Origin of the sequence: Pseudaminobacter soli (ex Zhang et al. 2022), from assembly GCF_014595955.1 — a bacterium.
GTDB lineage: Bacteria > Pseudomonadota > Alphaproteobacteria > Rhizobiales > Rhizobiaceae > Kumtagia > Kumtagia pseudosoli.
The window spans coordinates 439119-462431 of record NZ_JABVCF010000003.1; the positions used below are offsets into that span (position 1 = coordinate 439119).

The 23313-nt window shown below is 63.4% G+C and carries 20 protein-coding genes and 1 riboswitch; of the genes, 8 read left to right on the forward strand and 12 right to left on the reverse strand.

The features are described from left to right. Positions 1-62: 62 nt before the first annotated feature. A complete protein-coding gene (locus tag HUI96_RS07975; RefSeq protein ID WP_188254105.1) occupies positions 63-1256 on the reverse strand; it encodes an O-succinylhomoserine sulfhydrylase in 1194 nt (397 codons plus the stop codon). Positions 1257-1312: 56 nt separating this feature from the next. After that, positions 1313-1390: riboswitch (SAM riboswitch) on the reverse strand. Positions 1391-1466: 76 nt separating this feature from the next. On the opposite strand from HUI96_RS07975, the gene HUI96_RS07980 reads away from it, so the two are divergent. After that, on the forward strand, positions 1467-2555 hold the full coding sequence (locus HUI96_RS07980; RefSeq protein WP_188254184.1) for a 2'-deoxycytidine 5'-triphosphate deaminase: 1089 nt from the start codon (positions 1467-1469) through the stop codon (positions 2553-2555). Positions 2556-2598: 43 nt separating this feature from the next. Then, the gene (locus tag HUI96_RS07985) at positions 2599-3624 is read left to right on the forward strand and encodes a YihY/virulence factor BrkB family protein (RefSeq protein WP_188254106.1); all 1026 of its coding nucleotides are present in this window, start codon (positions 2599-2601) and stop codon (positions 3622-3624) included. A 6-nt stretch (positions 3625-3630) separates the two neighbouring features. Here the strand turns inward: HUI96_RS07985 and HUI96_RS07990 are convergent, their stop codons facing one another. Continuing rightward, positions 3631-4434: an ion transporter gene (locus tag HUI96_RS07990; RefSeq protein WP_188254107.1), complete on the reverse strand. Its 804-nt coding sequence runs from the start codon at positions 4432-4434 to the stop codon at positions 3631-3633. Positions 4435-4668: 234 nt separating this feature from the next. Here HUI96_RS07990 and HUI96_RS07995 point away from each other — a divergent pair, with 234 nt between their 5' ends. Beyond that, positions 4669-5316, forward strand: coding sequence for a S24 family peptidase (locus tag HUI96_RS07995; protein WP_188254108.1), 648 nt, complete (start codon positions 4669-4671; stop codon positions 5314-5316). Then, positions 5283-6338, forward strand: coding sequence for a thermonuclease family protein (locus tag HUI96_RS08000; protein WP_188254109.1), 1056 nt, complete (start codon positions 5283-5285; stop codon positions 6336-6338). The genes HUI96_RS07995 and HUI96_RS08000 overlap by 34 nt, the downstream gene beginning before the upstream one ends. Here the strand turns inward: HUI96_RS08000 and HUI96_RS08005 are convergent. Further along, the gene (locus tag HUI96_RS08005) at positions 6301-7947 is read right to left on the reverse strand and encodes a lysine--tRNA ligase (RefSeq protein ID WP_188254110.1); all 1647 of its coding nucleotides are present in this window, start codon (positions 7945-7947) and stop codon (positions 6301-6303) included. The two genes, HUI96_RS08000 and HUI96_RS08005, sit on opposite strands and share 38 nt — an antisense overlap. Positions 7948-8096: 149 nt before the next feature. Between HUI96_RS08005 and HUI96_RS08010 the strand changes: the two genes are divergently transcribed. Beyond that, positions 8097-8510: a tellurite resistance TerB family protein gene (locus tag HUI96_RS08010; protein ID WP_188254111.1), complete on the forward strand. Its 414-nt coding sequence runs from the start codon at positions 8097-8099 to the stop codon at positions 8508-8510. A 78-nt stretch (positions 8511-8588) separates the two neighbouring features. Here the strand turns inward: HUI96_RS08010 and HUI96_RS08015 are convergent, their stop codons facing one another. The 3 genes from HUI96_RS08015 to HUI96_RS08025 form a co-directional block, all read right to left on the reverse strand. Next, complete coding sequence (locus HUI96_RS08015; RefSeq protein WP_188254185.1) at positions 8589-9389, reverse strand: transporter substrate-binding domain-containing protein; 801 nt, start codon at positions 9387-9389, stop codon at positions 8589-8591. 125 nt (positions 9390-9514) lie between these two features. Beyond that, on the reverse strand, positions 9515-10174 hold the full coding sequence (locus HUI96_RS08020) for a response regulator transcription factor (RefSeq protein WP_188254112.1): 660 nt from the start codon (positions 10172-10174) through the stop codon (positions 9515-9517). 229 nt (positions 10175-10403) lie between these two features. Continuing rightward, positions 10404-10835, reverse strand: a complete 432-nt coding sequence (locus tag HUI96_RS08025) for a hypothetical protein (RefSeq protein ID WP_188254113.1) — start codon at positions 10833-10835, stop codon at positions 10404-10406. A 109-nt stretch (positions 10836-10944) separates the two neighbouring features. Here HUI96_RS08025 and HUI96_RS08030 point away from each other — a divergent pair, with 109 nt between their 5' ends. Together HUI96_RS08030 and HUI96_RS08035 are read left to right on the forward strand one after the other, a co-directional pair. Continuing rightward, entirely contained in the window at positions 10945-11289 is a 345-nt protein-coding gene (locus HUI96_RS08030; protein ID WP_188254114.1) for a DUF952 domain-containing protein, read from the forward strand. Continuing rightward, positions 11286-12395 (forward strand): quinone-dependent dihydroorotate dehydrogenase, encoded by a 1110-nt coding sequence (locus HUI96_RS08035; RefSeq protein WP_337918150.1) that lies wholly within the window; start codon positions 11286-11288, stop codon positions 12393-12395. Before HUI96_RS08030 ends, HUI96_RS08035 begins: the two co-directional genes overlap by 4 nt. On the opposite strand, the gene HUI96_RS08040 is transcribed toward HUI96_RS08035, so the two are convergent. Further along, the gene (locus tag HUI96_RS08040; RefSeq protein ID WP_188254115.1) at positions 12379-13701 is read right to left on the reverse strand and encodes an MATE family efflux transporter; all 1323 of its coding nucleotides are present in this window, start codon (positions 13699-13701) and stop codon (positions 12379-12381) included. The genes HUI96_RS08035 and HUI96_RS08040 overlap by 17 nt on opposite strands. A gap of 107 nt (positions 13702-13808) precedes the next feature. On the opposite strand from HUI96_RS08040, the gene HUI96_RS08045 reads away from it, so the two are divergent. Beyond that, positions 13809-14708: a histone deacetylase family protein gene (locus HUI96_RS08045; protein WP_188254116.1), complete on the forward strand. Its 900-nt coding sequence runs from the start codon at positions 13809-13811 to the stop codon at positions 14706-14708. A gap of 4 nt (positions 14709-14712) precedes the next feature. On the opposite strand, the gene HUI96_RS08050 is transcribed toward HUI96_RS08045, so the two are convergent. The 5 genes from HUI96_RS08050 to HUI96_RS08070 form a co-directional block, all read right to left on the reverse strand. Next, positions 14713-14976 (reverse strand): DUF6460 domain-containing protein, encoded by a 264-nt coding sequence (locus HUI96_RS08050; protein ID WP_188254117.1) that lies wholly within the window; start codon positions 14974-14976, stop codon positions 14713-14715. A 230-nt stretch (positions 14977-15206) separates the two neighbouring features. Beyond that, positions 15207-16544 (reverse strand): HlyD family type I secretion periplasmic adaptor subunit, encoded by a 1338-nt coding sequence (locus HUI96_RS08055; protein ID WP_188254118.1) that lies wholly within the window; start codon positions 16542-16544, stop codon positions 15207-15209. A gap of 2 nt (positions 16545-16546) precedes the next feature. Next, positions 16547-18706: a type I secretion system permease/ATPase gene (locus HUI96_RS08060; RefSeq protein ID WP_237684033.1), complete on the reverse strand. Its 2160-nt coding sequence runs from the start codon at positions 18704-18706 to the stop codon at positions 16547-16549. 358 nt (positions 18707-19064) lie between these two features. Beyond that, positions 19065-21089, reverse strand: coding sequence for a hypothetical protein (locus HUI96_RS08065; RefSeq protein ID WP_188254119.1), 2025 nt, complete (start codon positions 21087-21089; stop codon positions 19065-19067). Positions 21090-21182: 93 nt separating this feature from the next. Then, positions 21183-22952, reverse strand: a complete 1770-nt coding sequence (locus HUI96_RS08070; protein WP_188254120.1) for a hypothetical protein — start codon at positions 22950-22952, stop codon at positions 21183-21185. Positions 22953-23313: the final 361 nt, after the last annotated feature.

Below are 23313 nucleotides of genomic sequence, written 5' to 3' on the forward strand. Positions count from 1 at the left end.
ATATCGCCGCTGCGGCAAATCCAACCCGTGCGACATTGAGCGCCCAGTTCAGTCCGGAATGTTCAGCCCACAGCCTTCAGCGCCCGCTCCAGATCGTCGATCAAATCGCCGGCGTCCTCAAGCCCGACTGACAGCCTCAGCGTTCCCGGCCCGATGCCGAGTTCGGCGCGCGCCTCGTCTGTCAGGTTCTTGTGCGTGGTCGTCGCCGGGTGGGTGATTAGGCTCTTGGCGTCGCCCAGATTGTTGGAGATCAGGATCAGCCGCAGTGCGTTCGAGAGGGCAAAGGCGGCCTTCTTACCGCCCTTCACGTCGAAGCAGATGAGCGTCGAGCCGCCTTTCATCTGGCGGGCGATCACGTCGGCCTGCGGGTGATCGGGCCGGCCGGGATAGATCAGGCGAGCCACTTCAGTACGGTCGGCGAGGAAATCGGCAATCTTGGCGGCGCTCTCCGTCTGCTGGCGAACACGAAGCGGCAGCGTCTCCAGCCCCTTCAGCAGCGTCCAGGCATTGAAGGGCGAAAGGCTGGGGCCCGTGTGCCTGAAATAGTCGTGCAGGTTCTCGTCGATCCACTTCTTGTCCGAGAGGACCACGCCACCGAGACAGCGTCCCTGCCCGTCGATGTGCTTTGTGGCGGAATAGACGACGATGTGCGCGCCCAGTTCCAGCGGCTTCTGCTGCAGCGGCGTGGCAAAGACGTTGTCGACTACCACTCGCGCGCCGACCTCGTTGGCCAGCCTGGCCACGGCGGCGATGTCGATGACCTCCAGGGTCGGATTGGTCGGACTCTCCAGGAAGAACAGTTTTGTGTTCGGCCGGATCGCCGCCTGCCAGTTCTCGATCCTGGTTCCGTCAACGAGCGTGGCCTCGATGCCGTACCTCGGAGCCAGCTTCTCGACGACCCAGCGGCAGGAGCCGAACAGGGCGCGTGCGGCAACGATATGGTCGCCGGCCTTCAGCGAACAGAGGATGGCCGCCGTGACGGCAGCCATGCCCGAGGCCATGGCGCGCGCATCTTCGGCGCCCTCCAGGGCGCACATGCGCTTCTCGAACATGTCGACGGTCGGGTTGGCATAGCGCGAATAGATGAAGCCTTCGGTCTCGCCCTTGAAGCGCGCCTCGGCGGCTTCGGCGGTCTCATAGACGTAGCCCTGGGTGAGATAGATCGCCTCGGACGTCTCGCCGAATTCGGAGCGGAGCGTGCCCCCGTGGACGAGGCTGGTCTCCGGCTTCCAGTTGCGTTCTGCATCGTGGCTCATGGGCGTTTCCCAAACAACAAAAAACCGGTCGCGATCGTCGCAACCGGTGCCCACGGCCTTGCGGCCCGACGGTCCTTTAGCGACTTATTTAACGTGGCTGCAAGCCGACCGGCCAAATCACCACGGGATAATCGTTCCCATAATCCTCTTGAGCGCTTGCGTCAATCAGGGGGTGGTCTAAAGCAGGGCATGACCAACCGGAGCTTCGACGTGCGCGACGACGGGATTCTTCCCGACCATCAGATCGCCCAACTGTTCCGCACGGGCTCACTCACCGCCGTGCGTCCGCTCGACCAGGACCAGATCCAGCCGGCGAGCCTGGACCTTCGCCTGGGCGACAAAGCGTATCGCGTGCGTGCGAGCTTCCTGCCGGGACGCGAGAACTGCGTCACTGAGAAGCTGGAGCGGCTGAAGCTGCATGAGATCGACCTCTCCCGCGGCGCCGTGCTGGAAACCGGATGCGTCTACATCGTGCCATTGCTGGAACGGCTCGCCCTCCCATTCGAGATAGCGGCATCGACGAACCCGAAGAGCTCGACGGGCCGGCTCGACATCTTCACCCGCGTGATGACCGACTACGGCCAGGAGTTCGACAAGATCCCGGCCGGCTACAGCGGACCGCTCTGGCTGGAGGTCAGCCCCAGGACCTTCCCGATCGTGGTGCGCACCGGCTCGAGGCTGTCGCAGATCCGGTTCCGGAAGGGCGAGACGATCGTCGGCGAGTTCGCGCTGCAGGCCCTGCATGACACCGAGACGCTGGTGGCCTCGGAAGAACCGAACATCTCCGGCTCGGGGATCGCGCTGTCCATCGACCTGATGGGCGACGACTCGGGACTGATCGGCTACAGGGGCAAACACCACACCAGCATCGTCGACGTGGACAAGCGAAGCGCGCATGATGTGCTGGATTTCTGGGAGCCCATCTACCGTCGTGGCGAGATCAGCGAACTGATCCTGGACCCGGACGAATTCTACATCCTCGTTTCGCGCGAAGCGGTACATGTGCCGCCGCTCTATGCGGCGGAGATGACGCCATTCGATCCACTGGTGGGCGAGTTTCGCGTCCATTATGCCGGCTTCTTCGATCCCGGCTTCGGCCATTCGGCGGCCGGCGGAACCGGGAGCCGCGCCGTGCTCGAGGTCCGCAGCCATGAAGTGCCCTTCATCCTGGAACATGGGCAGGTGGTCGGCCGGCTGGTCTACGAGCACATGCTGTCGCGGCCAACCGCGCTCTACGGCACCGACCTCGGCTCGAACTACCAGGCGCAGGGCCTGAAACTGTCGAAACACTTCCGCTGAGGCGGATCAATTTTTCCCCACACGCGTTCGGCTTTCGCGAACCATGCGAGGCAGACGCGTGTCCCAGGCAGCTTACCGACCCTATCACGAAGATCATCGAGCAGCGGCCGCCGAACCGGGACGCGGCCGCGACGCCACGAAGCCGACGGACATCCCGGCTCGCGGCTGGCTCGACATTGCCTGGCGCCTCTGGACTGAGATCACCGGGGACAGAATCCTCCTCATCGCCGCCGGCGCCACCTTTTATCTGCTGCTGGCCCTGTTTCCGGCCCTCGCCGCCTTCGTGTCGCTATATGGCTTCGTGGCCGATCCCAAGACGATCGCCGACCATATAGCCTTCCTCGGCGGCGTGCTGCCGACAGGCGGTCTCGATCTCATCCGCAACCAGCTGAATTCGCTTGCCTCGCAGAGCACTTCGGCCCTGAGCTGGGGCTTCATCTCCGGTCTGGTGATTGCACTTTGGAGCGCCAACAGCGGCATCAAGAGCCTCTTCGACGGACTGAACGTGGCCTATGAAGAGGAGGAGAAGCGCTCGTTCATCAAGCTGAACCTCATTTCCTTCGGGTTCACCCTTGGGGCGATGTTCGTCGGCATCGTGATGATCGTTTCGGTCGGCGTGGTGCCGGCCGTGCTTGCGTTCCTACATCTCGACCGCTGGACGGAATTGCTGGTCAGCCTGCTTCGCTGGCCAATCCTGCTCGTGCTGGTAGGCTTCGGCATATCGCTGCTGTACCGGTACGGCCCCAGCCGCGCGCGGGCAAAGTGGCGCTGGATCACGCCTGGCGCGATCATGGCAACCGTCGTCTGGCTGCTGGCGTCCTGGGGGTTCTCCTTCTACCTGCAGCACTTCGCCGACTACAACGCCACCTATGGATCGCTGGGCGCGGTGATCGGTTTCCTGGTATGGACCTGGATTTCCGTCATCATCCTGCTGGCCGGCGCCGAGCTGAACTCCGAAATGGAGCACCAGACGGCGCATGATTCAACGACGGGGGAGCCCCGCCCAATGGGCGAGCGCGGGGCTGCCATGGCCGACAAACTCGGCATCAGCGCCGACGCAAAGAGCTGACGCTTCTTAGCTCACCCGCTCCGGAGCCCGAATTACCGACCTGAGTTCCTTGAGTTCGGTGCGCAGGGCCCGCAGTTCGGCCATCATCTCATCCTGGTCGTTCTGCATGGCTTTGCGCTCTGCCGTGGCGGCTGCCTCGTGCTCCTCCTCCATTGCCGAGACGATGACGCCGATGAAGAGGTTGAGGACGGTGAAGGACGTCGCGACGATGAAGGGGATGAAGAAAAGCCATGCGCCCGGGTAGACCTCCATCACCGGGCGAACCACGCCATCAGACCAGCCCTCCAGCGTCATGACCTGGAACAGCGTGTAGAGCGATGCCGCGATGTTCCCGAAATGCTCGGGGAATGAGGAGCCGTAAAGCTTGGTCGCCATCACGGCGAAAACGTAGAAGACCAGCGCGAGGAGCAGCATGATCGAGCCCATGCCGGGAAGCGCTGTGATGAAGCCGGTCACCACGCGCCGCAGCGACGGGACGATGCTGATTAGCCTCAATACGCGCAGGATCCGGAGCGCGCGAAGCACGGAAAGGCTTCCTGTGGCGGGAATGAGCGCAAGCGAAACGACGGCGAGATCGAAGATGCGCCAAGGGTCGCGGAAGAAGCTGCCTCGGTAGACGATCAGGCGGGCCGCGAGCTCGAGCACGAAAACAGCGAGGATGGCGCGGTCGGCCAAGACCAGCACGTTGCCGAAGCTTGCCACCGCCGAGGCAGAGGTTTCGAGGCCGAGCGTAATGGCGTTCAGCACGATCAGCGCGGTGATCCAGTACTCAAAGCGCCGGGATTCTATCAGGGATTTCAACGCGTACACTTGCCCCGCCCTTGTTTTTGTGAGTCGCTGATGTGGCGAGCCCAATAGATTCCGTCAAGCGGACGCATGCGAGGATCAGGCGGCGAGTGCCGGAAATTGCTTCTCGCTCCCGACCCAATCGCCTGTCTCGGAAAAGCTCGATAACAGCTACATTGAATTCGTAGCCCGGCTATGGACAGGCGGAGCATCGGTCATTAAGTTCAGGTATATTTTCCTTTCCAAGCGGAGCCTGCGATGCTCTCGCATGATCGTGTCTGGGCGGCGATCGACGCACTGGCCGCCCGTAACGCGCTGTCCCCTTCGGGACTTGCCAAGCGGGCGGGGCTCGATTCGACCGCCTTCAACAAGTCGAAGCGCCGCTCATCCGATGGTCGCCCGCGCTGGCCCTCGACCGAATCGCTCGCCAAGATCATCGAGGCGACGAACTCCTCGCTCGAGGACTTCATGCGGCTGGTATCGGGTAGCGGAAGCGCCGGTGACGCTCTCTCAATGCCGCGCTCCACGGTGCCTCTGCTAGGCTTCGCACAGGCCGGAGCAGGTGGGTTCTTCGACGATGCCGGCTTCCCGGCGGGTCATGGCTGGGACCTGATCGAACTGCCGGTACGGGCGGGCGACAGCGCCTACGCGCTGCAAGTGCAGGGCGATTCCATGCTTCCCGTCTATCGCGACCGGGATGTGCTGATCGTCGATCCGGGCGCGAGAGTGGACAAGGGCGACCGCGTCGTCGTCAAGACCACCTCCGGAGAGGTGATGGCCAAGGTGCTGGCCAAGCGCAATTCGCGTGAAATCGAGTTGCTTTCGATCAATCCCGCCCATCCGATCCGGCGCATTGCCATGGCAGAGGTCGAGTGGATGACGCGCATCTTGTGGGCCAGCCAATAGTGCGGCGGCCGGCAGCCCTCGCACTCGGGGCTTTCGCCGTTGCCGGGGCGTCGCTCCTGGTGATGTCCGCCGGCGGAAATCTGCGGACCGGGAACGTCTCTAAAGCGGTGCATAGCGAGACGGATGCTTCGATCGGCGAAATCCCGCTCGATCGAGCTGAACAGGCAGCCGTGTCCTTGGGTGAGAAGGAGGCATCGACGGCAGGCCCGGCCCTAGCGGAAAGCAAAGAGGATATCACCGGCGGCACACCGCCGAAAGCCGTCCAGGCGGATCCTGTAATCTCGGCAGGCGATACGCAGATGCGGCAGCAACAATCCCCGGCCACCCCGCCCCATCATCCCCGCGCCGTGGCGCCGAACGAAATCGCCTTCCCGCAAGTCGAGGAGCAGGAACTGGAGCGGGTCGAGCCTCGTGCAGCGCTGAGCGACATCGGTCCGGCCCTGCCGCCCAAGCAGAAAGCTCCCGAAGGCGGGGCCAAGCTCGTTCGTCCGGTCACGACCGCCGCCGGTACGCTCGAAGTGAGCGGGTATCGGATCACGATCTCAGGGCTCGAGCCGATCTCCCCCGAGGAGACTTGTTCTTTCGAGGGCAAGGATTGGCCGTGTGGCACGCGAGCCCGCGCCGCTTTCCGTGCCTGGCTGCGCGGCCGCACAGTCTCCTGCGACATACCGCCGGAGGCGGACAAGATGCTCACCATCAGCTGCCGGATGGGAAAGCAGGACATCGGCGCCTGGCTGGTCGGCAATGGCTGGGCCCGCGCGGCCCCGGACGGCGCCTATGCCGAGCTCGGTGCCAGGGCGGCCCAGGAGAAGAAGGGCGTCTTCGGGCCGCCGCCCGCGATGAACGCTCCGCCTGTCACCGCGGTCTCCAGCGAATTGCCGGCTCCATCCGCGGAAAGCGGCGCAACCACGTCCATCCTTGCGCCTGAGCCCGCGATTGCGCCCGCGGAATCGGACCTGCCCGGACCGGCTGTCGAGGTGTTCCCTACGCCGCCAGCCGCCCCGCCAAAGCCTCTCCAATGAGCGCGCGCGTCTCGGCGATGCCGTAGAGCGCGACGAACGAGCCGAAGCGCGGCCCACGCTCCTGCCCCAGCAGCACCTGATAGATCATCTGGAAAAAGGCGACCGAGACGCCGGGCCCGCCCTCGGGGCTCTGCTTGGAGTGGTCCTGATAGCGCTCGATGCGGCGCGCTAAGTTCAGCGCCGCATTCTGGATCGCCTCGCCGTCCGCATCCGACGGAAGCTCCGCGAGCGCGTCCGAGAGCGATGCCAGCGCCTCGCGCTCGACCTCGTCGGGGGCACGATAGCGCTTCTGCGGCTTCACGAAATCCTCGAAGTAGCGGATCGCATAACCCGTCAGCCGGTCCAGCTCCGGATGGGTGATGGCCGTGACGCCCGGGGCGTAGCGCGAGATGAAGCCCCACAGAACGCTGCGATCGTGGGCATTCGAGGCGCTGACCAGGTTGAGCAGCAGGCCGAACGAGACCGGCATGTCGACCTTCGGCGGCTCTCCGTCGTGGATGTGCCAGACGGGATTGCCGAGCCGCTCCTTCCACTCCTGGCGCGGGAAGGCGGAGAGGAACTGGTAGTACTCCTCGACCGCCCGCGGGATCACGTCGAAGTAGAGCTTCTTTGCCTGCCGCGGCCGCTGGAACATGTAGAGCGCAAGGCTCTCGGTTGGCGCGTAGGTCAGCCATTCGTCGATGGTCAGCCCGTTGCCCTTCGACTTCGAGATCTTCTGGCCGTTTTCGTCCAGGAAGAGCTCGTAGACGAAATGCTCTGGCGGCTTGCCGCCGAGGATCGAGCAGATGCGGTCGTAGATCACCTGGTTGGTCTGGTGGTCCTTGCCGAACATCTCGAAATCGACCCCGAGCGCAGCCCAGCGCATGCCAAAGTCCGGCTTCCACTGCAGCTTCACCCGGCCGCCGGTGATGGGCAGCGTCGTTTCGGCGCCGTCTTCGTCGTCGAAGGTGATCGTGCCAGCCTTCGCGTCGACGTTCTTCATCGGCACGTAGAGCACGCGTCCTGTCTTCGGCGAGATCGGCAGGAATGGGCTGTAGGTTGCCTGCCGCTCCGGTCCGAGCGTCGGCAGCATCACTTTCATGATGTCGTCGTACTTCTCTGCCGCGCGAAGCAGCACTTCGTCGAAGCGCCCGGCCTTGTAGTATTCGGTCGCGCTGGCGAACTCGTAGTCGAAGCCGAAGGTGTCCAGGAAGCGTCGGAGCATGGCGTTGTTGTGATCGCCGAAGCTCGCATAGTCCCCGCCGAACGGGTTCGGCACTGAAGTCAGCGGCTTGTGCAGATGCGGCTCGAGGAAGGCGCGGTCCGGCACGTTGTCCGGGATCTTGCGCATGCCGTCCATGTCGTCGGAGAAGCAGAGGAGCTTCGTCTTCACCTTGTCTTCAGTGAGCACGCGGAAGGCATGGCGCACCATCGTCGTGCGCGCTACCTCGCCAAAAGTGCCGATGTGCGGCAGGCCGGATGGTCCGTAGCCGGTCTCGAACAGCACGGTCTCAGGGAAGTCGCGCCCCTTGTAGCGCTCGATGATCTTCCGCGCCTCCTCGAACGGCCACGCTTTGCTCTCGGCGGCGGCCGCGAGCACTTCGGGACTGAGTTCGACTGGCCTGATCATGGACTGTTCCTGAGGGTCGGCACCCCGCGGGTGCAAAAGTCGCGCCTGCTCTATTCGCCGGGGCGGGAAGCGTCAACTTTTCGCGGCCGCGACGGGTTGTGATGGCGAACCCGTCCTCCTACGTTCCCAGCAGATCGAGGGAGGGAAGAATGGCCAAGCCGGGCACGCAGGAAGCTCTGATCTACCTGATGGTGGTCACGTCGGCCGCCGATCGCGAGATGACCGACATCGAACTCGGGCGGATCGGCACGGTCATACGCACCTGGCCGGTTTTCGAGGATTTCGACCAGCGAAGGCTGATCCCGGTCGCGCAGAAGTGCCAGCGGCTACTTGCCGAAAATGAAGGGCTGGAGCGCGTCCTGACCACAGCGCGAGCGGCAATTCCCCCGCGCCTGCACGATACCGCCTATTCCGCCGCGTTCGAGGTGGCGTGTTCGGACATGGAAATGCGGCTTGAAGAGGTCCGCATCCTGCAGCTTGTGCAGCGGCATCTCGATCTCGACGAGGAAACGGTGGCGGCGATAGAGCGTGCCGCCAAGGCGCGACATCGTTCGCTGACGTGACCGAAGGGCCGTCGCGCATTATTAGCGCTGACGGGATTCCGTTTTTCGATGGCCACCCTCGCCGGCCCTCGTGCAGGCTCAATAGAAGCTCAGCGGAAAATAGCGCAGGTAGAGCTCGCTGAAGACGCCCTTCGCGGATATCTGCTGCAAAGCCGCATCGAATGCGGCGATCAGTTTCTCGTTGCCGGGTGCCGCGGCCAGCATCAGCCCGGTACCGAGATAATCCGGCGCGAGGTAGGGCCCGCCCGAGAACCGGCAGCAATTGGCGGCCTCGGGCCCCGCCAGCCAGAAGGCCAGCCGCATGCCGTCGCCAAAGGCCGCATCGAGCTTGCCTGCCTTCAGGTCCGCCAGCAGCGCCTTCTCGTCCTTAAAGGTGACCTCCTGAACGTTGCCGAAGACATCGCGCAGCAGCCGCTCGTGCGCGGAGCCTGCAACGACGCCGACCCGCTTACCCTTCACCGAGGCGAAGAGCGGTTCGTTCAGCGCCTTCGCATTAGTCGTCACGAAGCGGGCCGTGAAACGTAGATAGGGTCGCGAGAACAGAAGCCGCTTGCGGGCCTCCGGCGTGGTGGCAAGACCCGCGATGATCGCCTCGCCCTCGCGCTTGGCGAGCGCTGGCTCGAGCTCGTTCCAGGGCAGCGCCTGGATCTGGCATTTGTCCGCGATCCCGAGTTCCGCGCAGACCGCGCGCGCCAGATCGACATGGAAGCCGGACAGCCTGCCGCCGCTGTCCAAATAGTTGAAGGGCGGGAAGTCTGTCGTGGTGAGGAACCGCAGACGGCTCAACTCCGCAAGGTCCGGCTTGGCGAGACGCTCGCGCGTGTCCCAGAAGGTCGGGATGTTCGGCTCGGCAAGGGCAGGGAAACAGGTCGAAGCCATCAGCAGGGTGACGGCAGCGAACACGGTTTTGGTGAGGGCGGTCCAGAGCTTCACAGGAAGGACGCATGCACCATTTCAGAGGCGCGATGCAAGTTTTGCAATCGAACTCACACGAATGTCTCGTACTAACCCGTCACCACCTGCGGGTCGGTGCCGATGCGCGACAGCAGGATGACCGCCTGCGTGCGATTGTCGACGCCGAGCTTCTGCAGAATGGCCGAGACATGCGCCTTGATGGTGGCCTCGGACACGCCAAGCTCATAAGCGATCTGCTTGTTGAGCAGCCCGTCAGCGAGCATGCCGAGCACCCGCGTCTGCTGCGGGGTGAGGGTTTGCAGCCGCTTGATGAGATCCAAGATCTCCGGGTCCTGCTCGGTGCCTAAGTCGACGCCAACGGGAGCGGCGATGTCGCCCGCCAGCACGGCGCTGACTGCGGCCCTTATGTCTTCCATGCTCGCGGATTTGGAGATGAAGCCCGATGCGCCGAGTTCGAGGGAACGGCGGATGGTCTCCGGGTCGTCATGCGCCGAAACGACGATGACTGGCACCAACGAGTTGATGCCGCGGATCGATATCAGCCCCGACAGGCCGGAAGCGCCGGGCATCGACAGGTCCAGCAACAGAAGATCGAGGCCATCATGGGCGATGGCGAGCGACTTCGTCGTTTCGAAGTCGCCCGCTTCGAAAATCTGCTCGACCTCGTCGAATCCGGAAAGGGCCTGCTTCAAAGCGCCGCGAAACAGCGGATGATCGTCCGCGATCAGGAACCTGTAGCCATCCGCCAAGCGTGCCTCCCGGCCCGCTGTTGTTCTGGTCTAAGCGGGTCCCGAGGCCGATTATGCGGCGTAAACGCGTCAGTGCAAGCGGCAAGCGCGAAGCTTTCCTTTGGCGCGTCCTTCGAGGCTCGCGCACGAACGTCCTGCGGGCGATTTCGAGGTGCGAGCCCCCGTTGGCGCTGGAATTTTTGCGCAAACTCTCGCGGGCGAGCCTCGAAGGGCGCACCTTCCGGATGGATCAGGTCTTGTGGCCCTCGGAGCCCGGATTGCCCTGGTCCTCGTGCTCGAAATCCTTCATCACGCCCATGAACCTGCGAAGAAACCGCTCCATGTAGCCGAGCGTCTGGTCAAACTCCTGTTCGGTCGGGAGTTTCGATTCCAGCCGCGCCGTCAGCGAATTCTCGAGTTTTCCGACACGCTGTTCTAGGTTCGTGATCGATTTCTGCAGACGGTCGATCTCGTCCTGGTATGCGGTGCGCTCGTCCGCTGCCAGCTTGCAGACCAGCCCGGTCGCTTCCGTCCTGCATGTGGACATCTCGCCGCTCTTGCGGTCCATGCGCACGAAGCCGTCATCGGACTTTTCCAGGACATAGCGGTCTTCCTGGGCGAGCGCCGTCGTGGCGACGAGCCCGAACAGGAGCGGCGTGGCGAAAAGGGCAATGCTGCGCATGGGTCGGCCTCCGGACTGTCGTGGCAAGTTTGCATGAGTTTATGCCGGAAATGCGAAGGACGTGCTCCCTCCCTTCCCGCTTCGCGCCGATCGGCATATAGGGGCGGTCATGCACAAGATCATCTACAAGATCGCCCCGCAAGAGCTCTGGACCGAAGCAGAGCGCAAGGGAACCTTCATCGGCGCGCCGGTCGACCTCGCCGACGGCTTCATCCACTTCTCGACGGCTGCGCAAGTTAAGGAGACGGCCCGCCGGCATTTCGCGGGCCAGGACAACCTGCTGATCGTCGCGATCGCGGCGGATCAGCTGGGGCCGGCGCTGAAATACGAGCCTTCCCGCGGCGGCGACCTGTTTCCGCATCTCTACGGGCCGCTGTCAATGGAGGCAGTCGTCTGGGCAAAACCTCTGCCGCTCGGACCAGACGGCCACGTCTTTCCGGATCTCGAGGCGTGAGAAAGGTGCTGGGAGCGCTGGGCCGGCGGGCGCTGTTCTGCCTCGATCCGGAATCCGCGCACGGGCTGTCGCTTAAAGCCCTCCAGATAGGGGTTCCCCTTACATCGTCGGCTCCGCGCGACGCCAGACTCTCGGTCCGGCTCTGCGGGCTCGACTTTCCGAACCCACTCGGCATGGCCGCCGGCTATGACAAGAACGCCGAGGTGCCGGACGCCCTGCTTGCCCTCGGCTTCGGCTTCGTCGAGGTGGGCAGCATCACGCCGCTGCCGCAGCCCGGGAACCCCAGGCCACGCATCTTCCGGCTGGAGCAGGACGAGGCGGTCATCAACCGGCTCGGCTTCAACAATGAGGGGCATGGCGCTTGCGCGGCCCGCCTTGCCGCGCGACGGCTGCGACCAGGCATCGTGGGCGTGAACATCGGCGCCAACAAGGACAGCCCCGACCGGATCGGCGACTACGAAGAAGGAATTCGCCGCTTCGCTCCGCTCGCTACCTATCTCACCGTCAATATCTCCTCGCCCAACACGCCCGGCCTGCGCTCGATGCAGGCTCGCGAAGAGCTTTCTGAACTCCTCAGTCGCCTAATGGCGGCGCGCGCCGATCTGCCCGATGATCGGCATAGGCACGTTCCGATCTTCCTGAAGATCGCGCCCGATCTCACCGAACCCGAGTTGGAGGACATCGCCGCGGAAGTCACGGCACATAAGATCGACGGATTGATCGTCTCCAACACCACGCTCTCCCGCACCGCCCTGCGCGACCAAAGCCAGGCCCAGGAGTCCGGCGGGCTCTCGGGAAAACCACTATTTGCGCGCTCCACCGCCGTTCTCGCCCGAATGCGGAATCTGGTCGGCCCCGACATGGCGATCATCGGCGTGGGCGGCGTTTCGAATGCCGAGACGGCGCTGGAGAAGATCAGGGCGGGCGCCGACCTGGTTCAGCTCTACACGGGCCTGATCTATGGGGGGCCGACGCTGCCCGGCCGCATCCTGCGCGGGCTGATCTCGACGCTCGAGCGCGAAGGCGCGGCGTCGATCTCGGCGCTGCGCGGCACGCGGACGGAACATTGGGCCGCTCAGCCGATCGAGTCTACAGAGCCAGCCTGAGTCGCTGCCGAAGTCTCATCAAAAGGCTGAGCCCGCGCACGATGAGAAAAATGTGGAGCGCCGCCCACAGGCCGTGATTGCCGAGCGGCTTCAGCGCGTAGGACGCGAGCACGAAGCCGGCGAGCGAGGCCAGCATCATGTTGCGCATGTCGCGCGACCAGGTTGCGCCGATGAACACCCCGTCCATCTGGAAGGCAAGGACGCCGCTCACCGCGGTCAGCGCCGCCCAGGGCAGATAGGTCGCCGCGATCTCTCGCACCGCCTCGGCGGTGGTGATGAAGTCGATGAAATGCGGGCCGAAGACGAGGAAGACGGCGCTGACCAGCGCCGCCATGCCAAACCCCCACGTGGTGCTCAGCCGGACGGCCTTGCGGAAAGTTGCCGCATCGCGCGCCCCGACGGCACGGCCGGCTAGCTGCTCGGCCGCCGTCGCAAAGCCGTCCAGGAAGAAGCTGCCAACCATGAAGAAATTCATCAGCACCGCGTTGGCGGCGAGCGTCAGCGTACCCATCGAGGCGCCCTGGCGCGTGAACAGCGCGAAGGCAGCGAGCAGGCTGAACGAGCGGATCATGATGTCGCGGTTGAGCGACAGCATGGTCAGGAATGCGGCCCGATCGAGGAGCTGCTCGCGCGGCAAGCCCGGCCCTGCTCTGAAGCGGGCATGGAGGATGGCGAGGCCGACCACCGCCACCAGGCATTCGCCTGCGACCGTTCCCCAGGCGACCCCAGCAACGCCCCAGCCGAGCCCCAGTCCGAGCAGCACCGAAAGAACGATGTTGGCCCCATTGAGCACCAGTTGCAGGATGAGCCCCAGGCCGCCCTCGCCTCTTCCGAGCACGTATCCCAGCACCGCATAGTTGATGAGCGACAGCGGCGCCCCAAGCATGCGTATCAGCACGTATTCGCGCATAGCGACGGCGACGCGCTCCTCGACGCCGAGGAACCGCTCCCCAAGCGCGACGAAGAGCGGCGCCAACACCGCAAGCACGAGCCCGGCTGTGACAGCGATAGCGAAGGCCCGCCAAAACACCGCCTGCTCCTCGACCGCGTCGCGTCGGCCCATCGCCTGGGCGACGAGGCCGGTCGTGCCGGAGCGCAGAAAATTAAACGTGGTGAAAACCACGTCGAAGACCAGCGCCCCCGCGGCGAGGCCGCCCAGCAGCGCAGCATCGCCGAACTGGCCGACCACCGCCGTGTCGACCACGCCGAGCATCGGTGTCGTCAGATACGCGAGCGTCATCGGCACGGCGATCTTGAGGACCGACTTGTTGGTGATCGCGAAACTCGCGTCGAGAGGTTTTTCCATCGCTTTGCCAGCTACTCAGGTCCGCCTGCTTCTTACGCGACGTTAGCCCGCGCGCAAGGCGGGCGGCGAGATTTGCCGGGCGAAGCACATGCGCTAGCATCGCGCCAATGAGCCTGCACATCGTCAGCCATCCCGACTACGACGCCAAATTTCCTGCCGGCCACCGCTTTCCGATGGGCAAGTACGGGGCGTTGATAAAGCGGCTCGACATGACGGGCGTGCTCGGCGCGTCGGTTCACGTCGAGGCGCCCTTGGCAGAAGAGCGGGCGCTGATGCGCGCGCACGATGCGGCCTATGTCGACCAGGTGCTTTCCTGCAACGTTCCCACGACAATCGAGCGAGAGATCGGCTTTCCCGTCGATGACCTCGTGTCGAGGCGGGCACGCCGTGCCGCCGGCGGTACCTTGCTCGCCGCGCGCCTGGCCTTTGCCCATGGTATCGCGTGCAACGCCGCTGGCGGTAGCCATCACGCCAGGCAAGCGCAGGGCGCGGGCTTCTGCACGTTCAACGACGTGGCGGTGGCGGCCCTTGATCTGCTCGCCGAGCGCGCCGAGGCGCGCATTCTGGTGGTCGACCTCGACGTCCATCAGGGCGACGGGACGGCTAACATCCTCGCCGACGAGCCGCGGGTGTTCACCTTCTCAATGCATGCCGAGAAGAACTATCCGGCGCGGAAGGAGGCCTCCACCCTCGATATCGGCCTGCCTGACCGGACCGGCGACGAGCGATACCTACGCGAGTTGCGCTCGGCCCTCGTCCGGATGGCGGCGGAACAGTGGGACCTCGTCTTCTACAATGCCGGCGTCGACCCGCACGAGGACGACCGGCTGGGACGGCTTTGCCTGAGCGATGCCGGTTTGCGTGCGCGTGACCGCATGGTGATCGGGACTTTTCGCGAGATCGGTGTGCCGGTCTGTGCAGTCATCGGCGGCGGCTATTCGCAGGACATCGCCGCTCTGGCCGCGCGCCATGCGATCCTGTTCGAGGTGGCGGCGGAATTCGCGTGACGGTCTATCGGCGGTAGCTCAGCAGCCTGAGCAGCAGGAAGGCCGGCACGACGATCGCCGCGCCCAGCAGAAAGTATCCGACGAAACGGTCGATCGCGTGAAAACCCATGTTCCAGAAGTAGCGGACCGTGTCCTCGACCCAGTAGTACAGGTCGACCGGCGACCAGCCGAACGTGCTCATGACGATCCCGACGAGGAACGACACGACGGCAAGCTTCAGGAACACGCGCAGCGGGCTGTCGCCGAGGAACTTGTTGAGAGCTGACAAGAATCGCCTCCTTGGTCGACGCTCGCATAAGCCCTCACTCCGACGCCATCAAGGCGTGAGTGAGTTGCCGGACAGCGCCGAACCGGATTGTTGAAGGGCGGGAGGCTATCTCATCGAAGCTGCCGCAAGGCTATGCCAGCCCTGCCGGAGCGTCCGCCGACCCTTGAGCGGACCGCAACGGGCCAGCCCGCGGCGCTCGTCGGTCCCGATCCGTCCGCTCGCCGAAATTGCTATTGCTCGGTGAAGGCGCGGGACATGGAGTCCGCTATCGGCTTTGTCAGATAGCTGAAAAACGTCCTTTCGGCGGTCTGGATCAGCACCTCGACCGGCATGCCGGGCGTCGGAGCAAAGTCGGCCACTCGTGCCAGTTCATCCGGCGGCAGGCTGATGCGCGCCAGATAGAACTCCTGACCGGGTGCGACCTTATCTCCCGGCAACGCGTCGGCAGAAACGTAGAAGACCGTGCCATTCAGCACCGGAGTGGTCCGCTGATTGAGCGCCGTCATTCTTAACGTTGCACTTTGGCCGATCCGCACGCTGTCGATATCCGTGCGCCTCACTTGCGCCTCTACGACAAGCGGCACGTCGGCCGGCAATATTTCCATGATCCCTTTGCCGCTCTCAATGACGCCGCCGGGTGTGTGATAGAACAAGCGGATGACGGTCCCTGCGACCGGAGCGTTGATGGTGGCGCGCCGCAGCACACTCTTCGCCTCCCGCGACTGCTCCCGGACGGTATCAAGCTCACCCTGGATCTTCTGAAGCTCGTCCAGGGCAGCTTCTCGCTGGGCCTGCTCGGTCTGCTCTATCTGCTGCCTTTCCTTTATGATCTGTGCCTCGGTCTCGGAGATTTCGGCTGAGAGCCGCCCGATCTGTCCAGTTGCTTCCGCAATCGCGCGCTGAACCACCTTGATGTCGGTTGCGCGGATAAGCTCCTTCTTGAGGAGGACCTGCTTGCCTTGCAGTTCCTCGCGCAAGAGCTGCAATTGCAGTTCCACCGCCTCCCGCTGCTTGGCGTAGCCCTCGGCGCGGTAACCGTATGCTTCAATGTTCTGCCTAAGCAGAGCGGTGTCGCCGTTCAGCCTGTTCTTCCAGGCTTCGAAGTTAAGGTTCTGCCCTTCTATGATGGGAGCGACCTCGGAGTCGCGCTGGTTGTCCGTCACAAGGTCCGGGTACTGGACCCGATCATCGCCGTGGATCTGGGCTGACAGGCGGGCCGCGATCGCCTCGAGGCGGACCCGCCGAAGGAAAAGCTCCCTCTCCTTTGCCAGTGCGGCGGTTTCGTCCAGCCGGATCAAAGGCTGGTCGAGCCCGACCTGGTCGCCTTCGCCGACCAGTATCTGCTCTATGATGCCGCCTTCGAAATGCTGGACCACCTTGTTCTGGCCGGTAGCGACAAACCTGCCCTGGGCGATTATCGCCGCCGCAAGCGGCGCAGTGAAAGCCCAGCCCCCGAAGCCGCCGAAAGTGACCAAGAGCAACAGAATTCCGAACGTAGTGTGCTTCCGGATCGATCGCGGCACATCGGCATACCACTCGATGTCGTGAAATTTCGCGCTGTCCGACATTGTCAGGCGCCCTGCTGGATCTGCTGGTGACCGAACGATCCGGTGCCGGGATCAAGCTCCACGCCGCGAGCAGAAAGCGCCTTCAGCACATCGTTGCGCTTGCCGAACAAGGCGACCGTTCCGTTGACGAGAAGCAGTATCTTGTCGACGTTGTTCAGCAGCGATGGCCGCTGTGTGATCGTCACCATGGTGATCTTCTGCTCCATTGCATGCTGGAGAGCGCGCGTCAGCGCAGCGTCGCCGGCGCTGTCCAGATTGGAGTTCGGCTCGTCCAGAACGATAAGGCGCGGGTTACCGAAGAATGCACGCGCAAGCGCGACCCGCTGTTTCTGTCCGCCGGACAGAGGCGAGCCGTCGGCCGCAACCACCGTCTCATAGCCGTGCGGCAGGTTGGCGATCATCTCATGCACGTCGGCCAGCCGGGCGGCTTCGTAGATCTGCGCGTCGGTGGCATCATCGCGCATGCGCGCGATGTTGGCCTTGATCGTGCCTGGAAACAGTTGAACGTCCTGGGGTACGTAACCGATATTCTCCCCCAGTTGGCGCTGGTCCCAATTCCGCAAATCCATCAGGTCGAGCCGGACGCTGCCGGATGTCGGCAGGATCGAATTGACAAGCATCTTCCCGAGAGTCGTCTTCCCGGCTCCCGAGTTTCCTATGATGCCCAGCGAATCGCCCGGCGCGAGCGCAAAAGTCACGCCGTTTAGCACTACCTTCTTGGTACCTTGTGGAACGTAGAGCAGCCGCTCGACGTCGAGCCGTCCTTCGGGCCGGGGCAGGTTCAGGCGCTCGAAATTGAGGGGTGAGGCGCTAAGAAGCGTGGATATCCGGCCAAAGGCCGCGCGGGACTGGCTGTATTGATGCCAGCCTTCAATAGCGCCTTCGATGGGCGCCAGAGCGCGGCCGGCGATTATCGAAGCGGCGATCACCATGCCGCCGGTGATCTCGCCTTCAAGCGACAGGAACGCTCCCCATCCCAGCATCCCGACCTGAGTGAGCAGTCTCGATGCTTTGGAGACGGCGGCAAACGCGATGTTGCGGTCTTGAGCCGCGACTTGGAACTTCAAAGAATCGGCCGTGTCGTGCCCCCAGATCCGGACCGCCTCCGGTATCATGGCGAGGGCGTTGATGATCTGCGAGTTGCGCGACATCGACTCGAGGTGAAGATTTGCCTTCACTTGCGCGGTATTCGCAGTAGCGAATGGAGCGGCGGTAGCCTTCTGGTTGAGGAGGGTGAGGATGAGCAGAAGCAGCGCCGTCCCGACCACGATGAAGCCGAGATGGATGTGGACGAGGAACACCGCGAGCACGAATAGGGGCGCCATCGGCACATCGAAGAAGGAGAGCAGCGTCCGGGAAACCAGGAAGGAGCGGACCTGCTGGAGATCGCCGAGCGTCTGGTATTCGCGACCGTTGCTCTGGAGGGATGCGCGCGCCGCCGCGCTCAGGATCGGTGCGCCGAGTTGCGCAGCGAACTCCACCGCCGTTCGCATGAGGATGAAGCGCCGGATGGCGTCGAACATCGCCTGCAGCACCACCGCCCCTGCGATCACCGCTGTCAGCATGATCAGCGTGTCGATCGAGCGACTGGTCAGAATCCGATCAGAAATCTGAAACAGATAAATCGGGACGGCTAGGACCAGGATGTTGCTGGCGATGGTAAACAGCATCACCACCGCCAGGTTGTATTTTACCGCGAACACACCTGCCTTGAGGCTGGCGTTGAAGTCGATCGGACCGAGGCGCTTGTGGAACACTCCGTTGGCGCCATGCGCGGCGCGACCGCTCCTCTCGTTGCCGCCTGATCTGTCGTTCTGAGGCGCTTTTCGCGCCTCGATTGGACCGCGATCTCCCTCGATGGTGACAAGTCCTTCGGGCCGGTTGGAAGCCCTGAGCTGAATCTGAGGCCCTGCCGCATGGCTGCGGTCCGCTTGGGTCGTGCGCGCCTCCGTCGCCATACGCCCGTTGGGCGGGTTAGTTGCACCTCGTGCGGCGGAACCGGCGCCATTGTGAGCCAAGGGGTGGTGCGCGGCCGAAGTAGCCTCGGCCGCGACAGCATCCTTGGTGGTGACAGGTCCTTCGGGCTGGTTGGAAGCCCGGAGCTTGATCTGAGGCTCCGCCGCGTGGCTTCGGACCAACTGCCCCGATGTCGGCGCCTCCATCGCCACACGCCCGTTCGGCGGGTTAGTTGCACCTTGTCCGGCGGAACCGGCGCCATTGTGGGTCAGGGGATGGTGCGCAGCCGAAGCAGCCGCGGCTGCCGCAGCAGACCGATCGCTTGATCTTGGCGGCGGGCGGGACACCTGTTCCATCATGGCCGCGCTACGCAGTTCGCGCACGACACTATCGAGGTCGGCCAAAGTCCTGTCAGTTTCCTTTTCCTGCGACCGCAGGGTCGTCGACAATCTCGCCGGTGCTACCCGCTCGTCGGGCGGGGAATTGGAGCCGCCGGGTCCGCACGATTCCCCATCGAAGCCGGGTGGCTCGCTTAGCTCGCGGGACATCAACCAACCTTTCAATTCAGCCTATCAGGGATGCCAAGGGATCGCCGTGCATGTTGTCGGGATCGAGCCTGCCGGCGGTGTAATAGTCGCCGACATCAGCATCAGCGGTCATGCTGTCGTCCAAGAACGCGACCGCTTCGTTGATCAAGGCGTCGGGATTCTGCTTTGCGAATGCAGGGTCTTGCTGGATGATATCCGCCTGAAAGAGGAAATCTTGGGAATACTGGTCGCCACCCACATAGGTCTTTCCCAGGGAGTCCAGATCAACGATCGCCGCATTGTTGATAAGAGCGTTGTTGCCCGTGGTCACAGACCATTTTGCATCGGAATATGCTCCGCTCTCATGCATGGCCAAGGCGATCTGGTCTTCGTCTCCGAGGATGTTTGTTTGCTTCACGTATTGGAAATTGACGAGGTCGCCTTCGATATGGAGGACGCGCAGTGCCGTCTGCCCGGCGAAAGCATCGTCCGAGAGCACACCATCCTCGATGTCCTGCTTGCCTGCTGCAAGCTTGTCGGCCGTCTCCTGGTAATCCGCGGGGAGAGCCTCGTAGGGGCCACCCGTTCCCACATTGTAGATCTGAGCCTGGTTCCAGAGGAGGTTGCCTGACGTAGAGTATGCGCCCTCACCGGTGGTCTCGAAACCGGGCACGGCTCCGATCACGTCGTTGTCCGACAGGATATTCACCTGCTGAATGAGATTGACATCGTAGACGCTGCCGCCGACGACGATCAGGTCGTACCCAATGCCGAGTTCGTAGATCGACGTACTGTTGAAAGCGGAATTGCTTCCGGAATAGACAAAGCTCGTCGCGCCTGATGACGACAGGATGCCGATATCGTTGTCCTTCATGAAAGTGATCTGCTCAAGCCAGTTCACGATCATGAGATCGCCCGTCACCTCCGTGACCGCCCAGTATTTTGGGAAGGATTTGCTGACCTCGGCGTCCGGCTCGTCCTTGTCGGCGGAGTTTTCGATGCGTTCGAAAATTCCGATGTTGAACGCCATCGTTTCAGCAAGAGATTTATTCCAGCCGCCCAATGCGGCGGGGACCATGTCGCTGTCCGTCCACGCATTCATTTGGATGATGGCGTTGATCTCGATGTGATCGCCAACCACCGCCGTGACGGTGGAGGCCGTCCACATATTCTTCAGGACGGCATTGTTGATGAGAACATCACTTCCCGTGTCCAGGGTCACGGAGGCATCGATCTTCACGCCGTCGTCGGTAATTGTCACATTCGGCTTGAACGCCTCCTCCGGATGCGGGCCGGCCTCGCGTCTCGCCTCAAGAGAGAAATAGTCCTCAAGATCGGGGGCCTCATCGGCCCGTCCGTTGACGAACGTGCCCTCAAGCGACTCGGCCTTCTCGATCAAGGTGTTCTGCGCGGTCAGGCCGTCCAGTTCTCCGATGTGCCCTGCGATCATGTCCTGATTGAAATCGTTTAGCGCCTGAGCAGTCTCGGTCGCGAATTTCGCCAGAGCCATCGCGTTGCCGGGCATTCCGGGATCGGGAATGGGTGAAAGGCTGGAGGATGCGTCCAGGAGCTTGAAAACGTTCCCATCGCCGGCAGGCTGGGGCGCGAAGGTCAGGCCGTGCCCTCCCACGCCGAAGTAGTCATTGTCCGCAAGCGCTATGCCCTGGTGCAGATAATTCGCGACAGACCCGAGCGGTTCGATTTCGACGGTGGCCTGCTTGGCGGATAGCGATGCGACCGAACGCCCGGCATGGGCGAATTCAGGTTGGACGGAGATTGGACGGAGCGACAGTCCCTGAGAATTGAAATCGACGGAGGACCAGTTCGTCCAGGAAATTATGTCCGGTGCGACGGGACGATAGACCAGACCGGGATCGAAACCTTCGAACTCGTAGGCAACTGAAAGGGCAAGCTCGACATTGGGGAGGGGCTTAAGACTGCCAGGGTCACCTTTTGCAGCCGTGAACTGCTCGAACGCCTCTCGCTGCCGCGCTTCCTCCACGGTGTTCGAGAAGAGACCAATGAAGTGCGCAATGGCTTCAGTCGCCCTATCCAAAAGCACGTGGCCCCCTCCGGAGTCGGTCGGCTTCTTCAATAGCTTCTGGGAGTGGGCTGCGCGGGTTAACCCGCGCAGCCCACTCAACGTAAGCTTCACTCAGGCAGCGGCGTCGTCGTCTTCGCCGATGACGTTGCTGTCGAGATTGCCACCCACGATGGTCATGTCGATGGCGTTCTGCTGCAGGTTGGCGCCCATCACGATTTCCTGGTTGAAGGCGCTCGTCTCGATAATCGAGTCGGCACTCGCGTGACTGGTCCCGGTGACGAACCCGTCGTCGCCGTTGTTCGAGCCCCAGACGCCGCTATCCCCGCCGGCGCCGCCGGTGCTCGAGGCAGTCCCCCCGGCTCCGCCGAACGCATCGCCGCCGGCGGCCCAGCCACCCAGGCCGTCGCCTCCGACACCAGAAGCCCAGGCGCCGCTCAGCGCTTCCCCGCCGAAGCCATCGCCAGCGTTCCCGTTGGCGCCGTTGCCGCCGACTGCATCCGCATATCCGCCAGTGGCATCGCCGCCGGTACCATTACCGCCAGTTCCTGCGCCGCCGTCGCCGCCGTCGCCGCCGACACCTGCACCAATGCCGACCCCGACCCCTACTCCGATCCCGTCACCGTCAGCAGCGCCGCTGTCACCGCCGCGGCCTGCATCTGTGGCGTCCCCGGCGCCACCGACGATGCCTCCATTGCCACCTTGGCCGGAGTCGCCGGTGCCCGAATTGCCGTCGTTGCCTTCGTTGCTGGCATTGCCACCTCTATCGAACAGGTCGATCGCCAGGAAGTCGAGTTCTGATCCGCCGAGCGAATTGCCGTCGGGGCCGTCGTTCGACGCGTCACCACTATAGGAATCGCCGCCGTCGCCGCTCTGGCTACCGCCAGCGCCACCCGTGTTGCTGCCGCCGTCACCGCCGGCACCGCTCAGAGCTGCACCGATCCCAAGACCCAGCCCAAGTCCGAGGCCAAGACCCGTTCCGGCACCGCCTGCGCCGCCATTACCCCCGTCGCCTCGGCCACCTTCGCCTTCTCCGCCAGTCGCATCGCCTCCGGTCGCTGCTGCCCCGCCGCCGGCGCCGCCTGTCCCATTTCCTCCGGTGCCCGCACCTCCGGTCGTCGGACCGCTCGTGGCCGCACCGCCGGTGCCGTCACCGCCCACGCCGACAGCCGCTGCGATGCCACCGAACGCGTTGCCGCCGTCGGCGCTTGTGCCGAAACCGCCCAACCCGCCATCGGCGCCAGCGTCAATGCCGTCATCGGCCTTCGCCCATCCGCCTCTACTATCAAAGTCCTGGCTGAAAGAGCCCTTGTTCTCGACCTCGGCGTTCTCCAACTTGTCGTTGTCGGTGATGTTCGCGTTCTGGCTGATGACGTTTGCGACATCGTTTCCTGCGCCATTGAGAGCGTGGTTCAGCACACCACCGATTTTGGCGTTGATCATGCCGTCGATGTCGCTGTGGTCAATGTCGGCAAAGTCGTCATCGGAAGGCATAAAGCCTTCGAGGTCCACTCTGACGTCGACGTCTACGTCCGTATGGCTCGTGTTCGTATTGGTGTTGGTGTTCGTCGACTCGTTGTCATTGTGATTTTTCGATGCGTTCAGGTTTCCATTGAGGTTCGCGTTCTCGTTGAACCCTTTGCTCGAGCTGTGAGCATTGCTGTCTGAATCGCTCTCGGCCTTGCCGATACCAACGCCAGCACCCACCCCGGCACCAACGCCCAGGCCGGCACCAACCCCTGCACCTACGCCGATACCCGCCGACTCATTGGTATTGGTGTTTTCGTTGCTGCTCTCTTGCTGCTGCCGCTGCTGCTCGCGCTGTTGCTGCTGCTGTTCCTGCGAAGGATCGCGGTGCGCGATATCATAAAGGTCTCTAGCCATTGTCGTGTCCTTGCTAGGCCGCGACAGCTTGACCGCTATTCATCTCCTTAGGGTCTTCGCCGCGCGGACGCTGTTGAACATGTATGGTTGGAAGTTGGTGCATGGACGCGCAACGACGCGGCACACACCGGACGGGTCGGTGTTGGCCTGGTGACGGTTCCTCCCTCTCGTTCGGATACCGCACGGCGTCGCGTATCGGGCCACCCACGACTTACCTGGGAGTGGCTGCTGGTCCCGAGCCCCTGCGGTTCCGGTGTTCTGATGAGGGAAGTGTGCTTTGAGAGCCCCTGGCCTATAAGCTGCCAAATCGGCTTATGCTGGCTTTTCGGAACGTACTGGATGTAAATTTCGGCTAGTTTAT

What these genes read in the sequence shown, in the direction of transcription:
- HUI96_RS07985 (WP_188254106.1), top strand. Translation starts at nt 2,599, where the DNA reads ATGCGAGGCAGACGCGTGTCCCAGGCAGCTTACCGACCCTATCACGAA.
- HUI96_RS08030 (WP_188254114.1), top strand. Translation starts at nt 10,945, where the DNA reads ATGCACAAGATCATCTACAAGATCGCCCCGCAAGAGCTCTGGACCGAA.
- HUI96_RS07975 (WP_188254105.1), bottom strand. Translation starts at nt 1,256, where the DNA reads ATGAGCCACGATGCAGAACGCAACTGGAAGCCGGAGACCAGCCTCGTC.
- HUI96_RS08025 (WP_188254113.1), bottom strand. Translation starts at nt 10,835, where the DNA reads ATGCGCAGCATTGCCCTTTTCGCCACGCCGCTCCTGTTCGGGCTCGTC.
- HUI96_RS08060 (WP_237684033.1), bottom strand. Translation starts at nt 18,706, where the DNA reads ATGGAGGCGCCGACATCGGGGCAGTTGGTCCGAAGCCACGCGGCGGAG.
- HUI96_RS08070 (WP_188254120.1), bottom strand. Translation starts at nt 22,952, where the DNA reads ATGGCTAGAGACCTTTATGATATCGCGCACCGCGATCCTTCGCAGGAA.
- HUI96_RS08040 (WP_188254115.1), bottom strand. Translation starts at nt 13,701, where the DNA reads ATGGAAAAACCTCTCGACGCGAGTTTCGCGATCACCAACAAGTCGGTC.
- HUI96_RS08010 (WP_188254111.1), top strand. Translation starts at nt 8,097, where the DNA reads ATGGCCAAGCCGGGCACGCAGGAAGCTCTGATCTACCTGATGGTGGTC.
- HUI96_RS07995 (WP_188254108.1), top strand. Translation starts at nt 4,669, where the DNA reads ATGCTCTCGCATGATCGTGTCTGGGCGGCGATCGACGCACTGGCCGCC.
- HUI96_RS08015 (WP_188254185.1), bottom strand. Translation starts at nt 9,389, where the DNA reads ATGGCTTCGACCTGTTTCCCTGCCCTTGCCGAGCCGAACATCCCGACC.
- HUI96_RS08045 (WP_188254116.1), top strand. Translation starts at nt 13,809, where the DNA reads ATGAGCCTGCACATCGTCAGCCATCCCGACTACGACGCCAAATTTCCT.
- HUI96_RS08055 (WP_188254118.1), bottom strand. Translation starts at nt 16,544, where the DNA reads ATGTCGGACAGCGCGAAATTTCACGACATCGAGTGGTATGCCGATGTG.
- HUI96_RS08005 (WP_188254110.1), bottom strand. Translation starts at nt 7,947, where the DNA reads ATGATCAGGCCAGTCGAACTCAGTCCCGAAGTGCTCGCGGCCGCCGCC.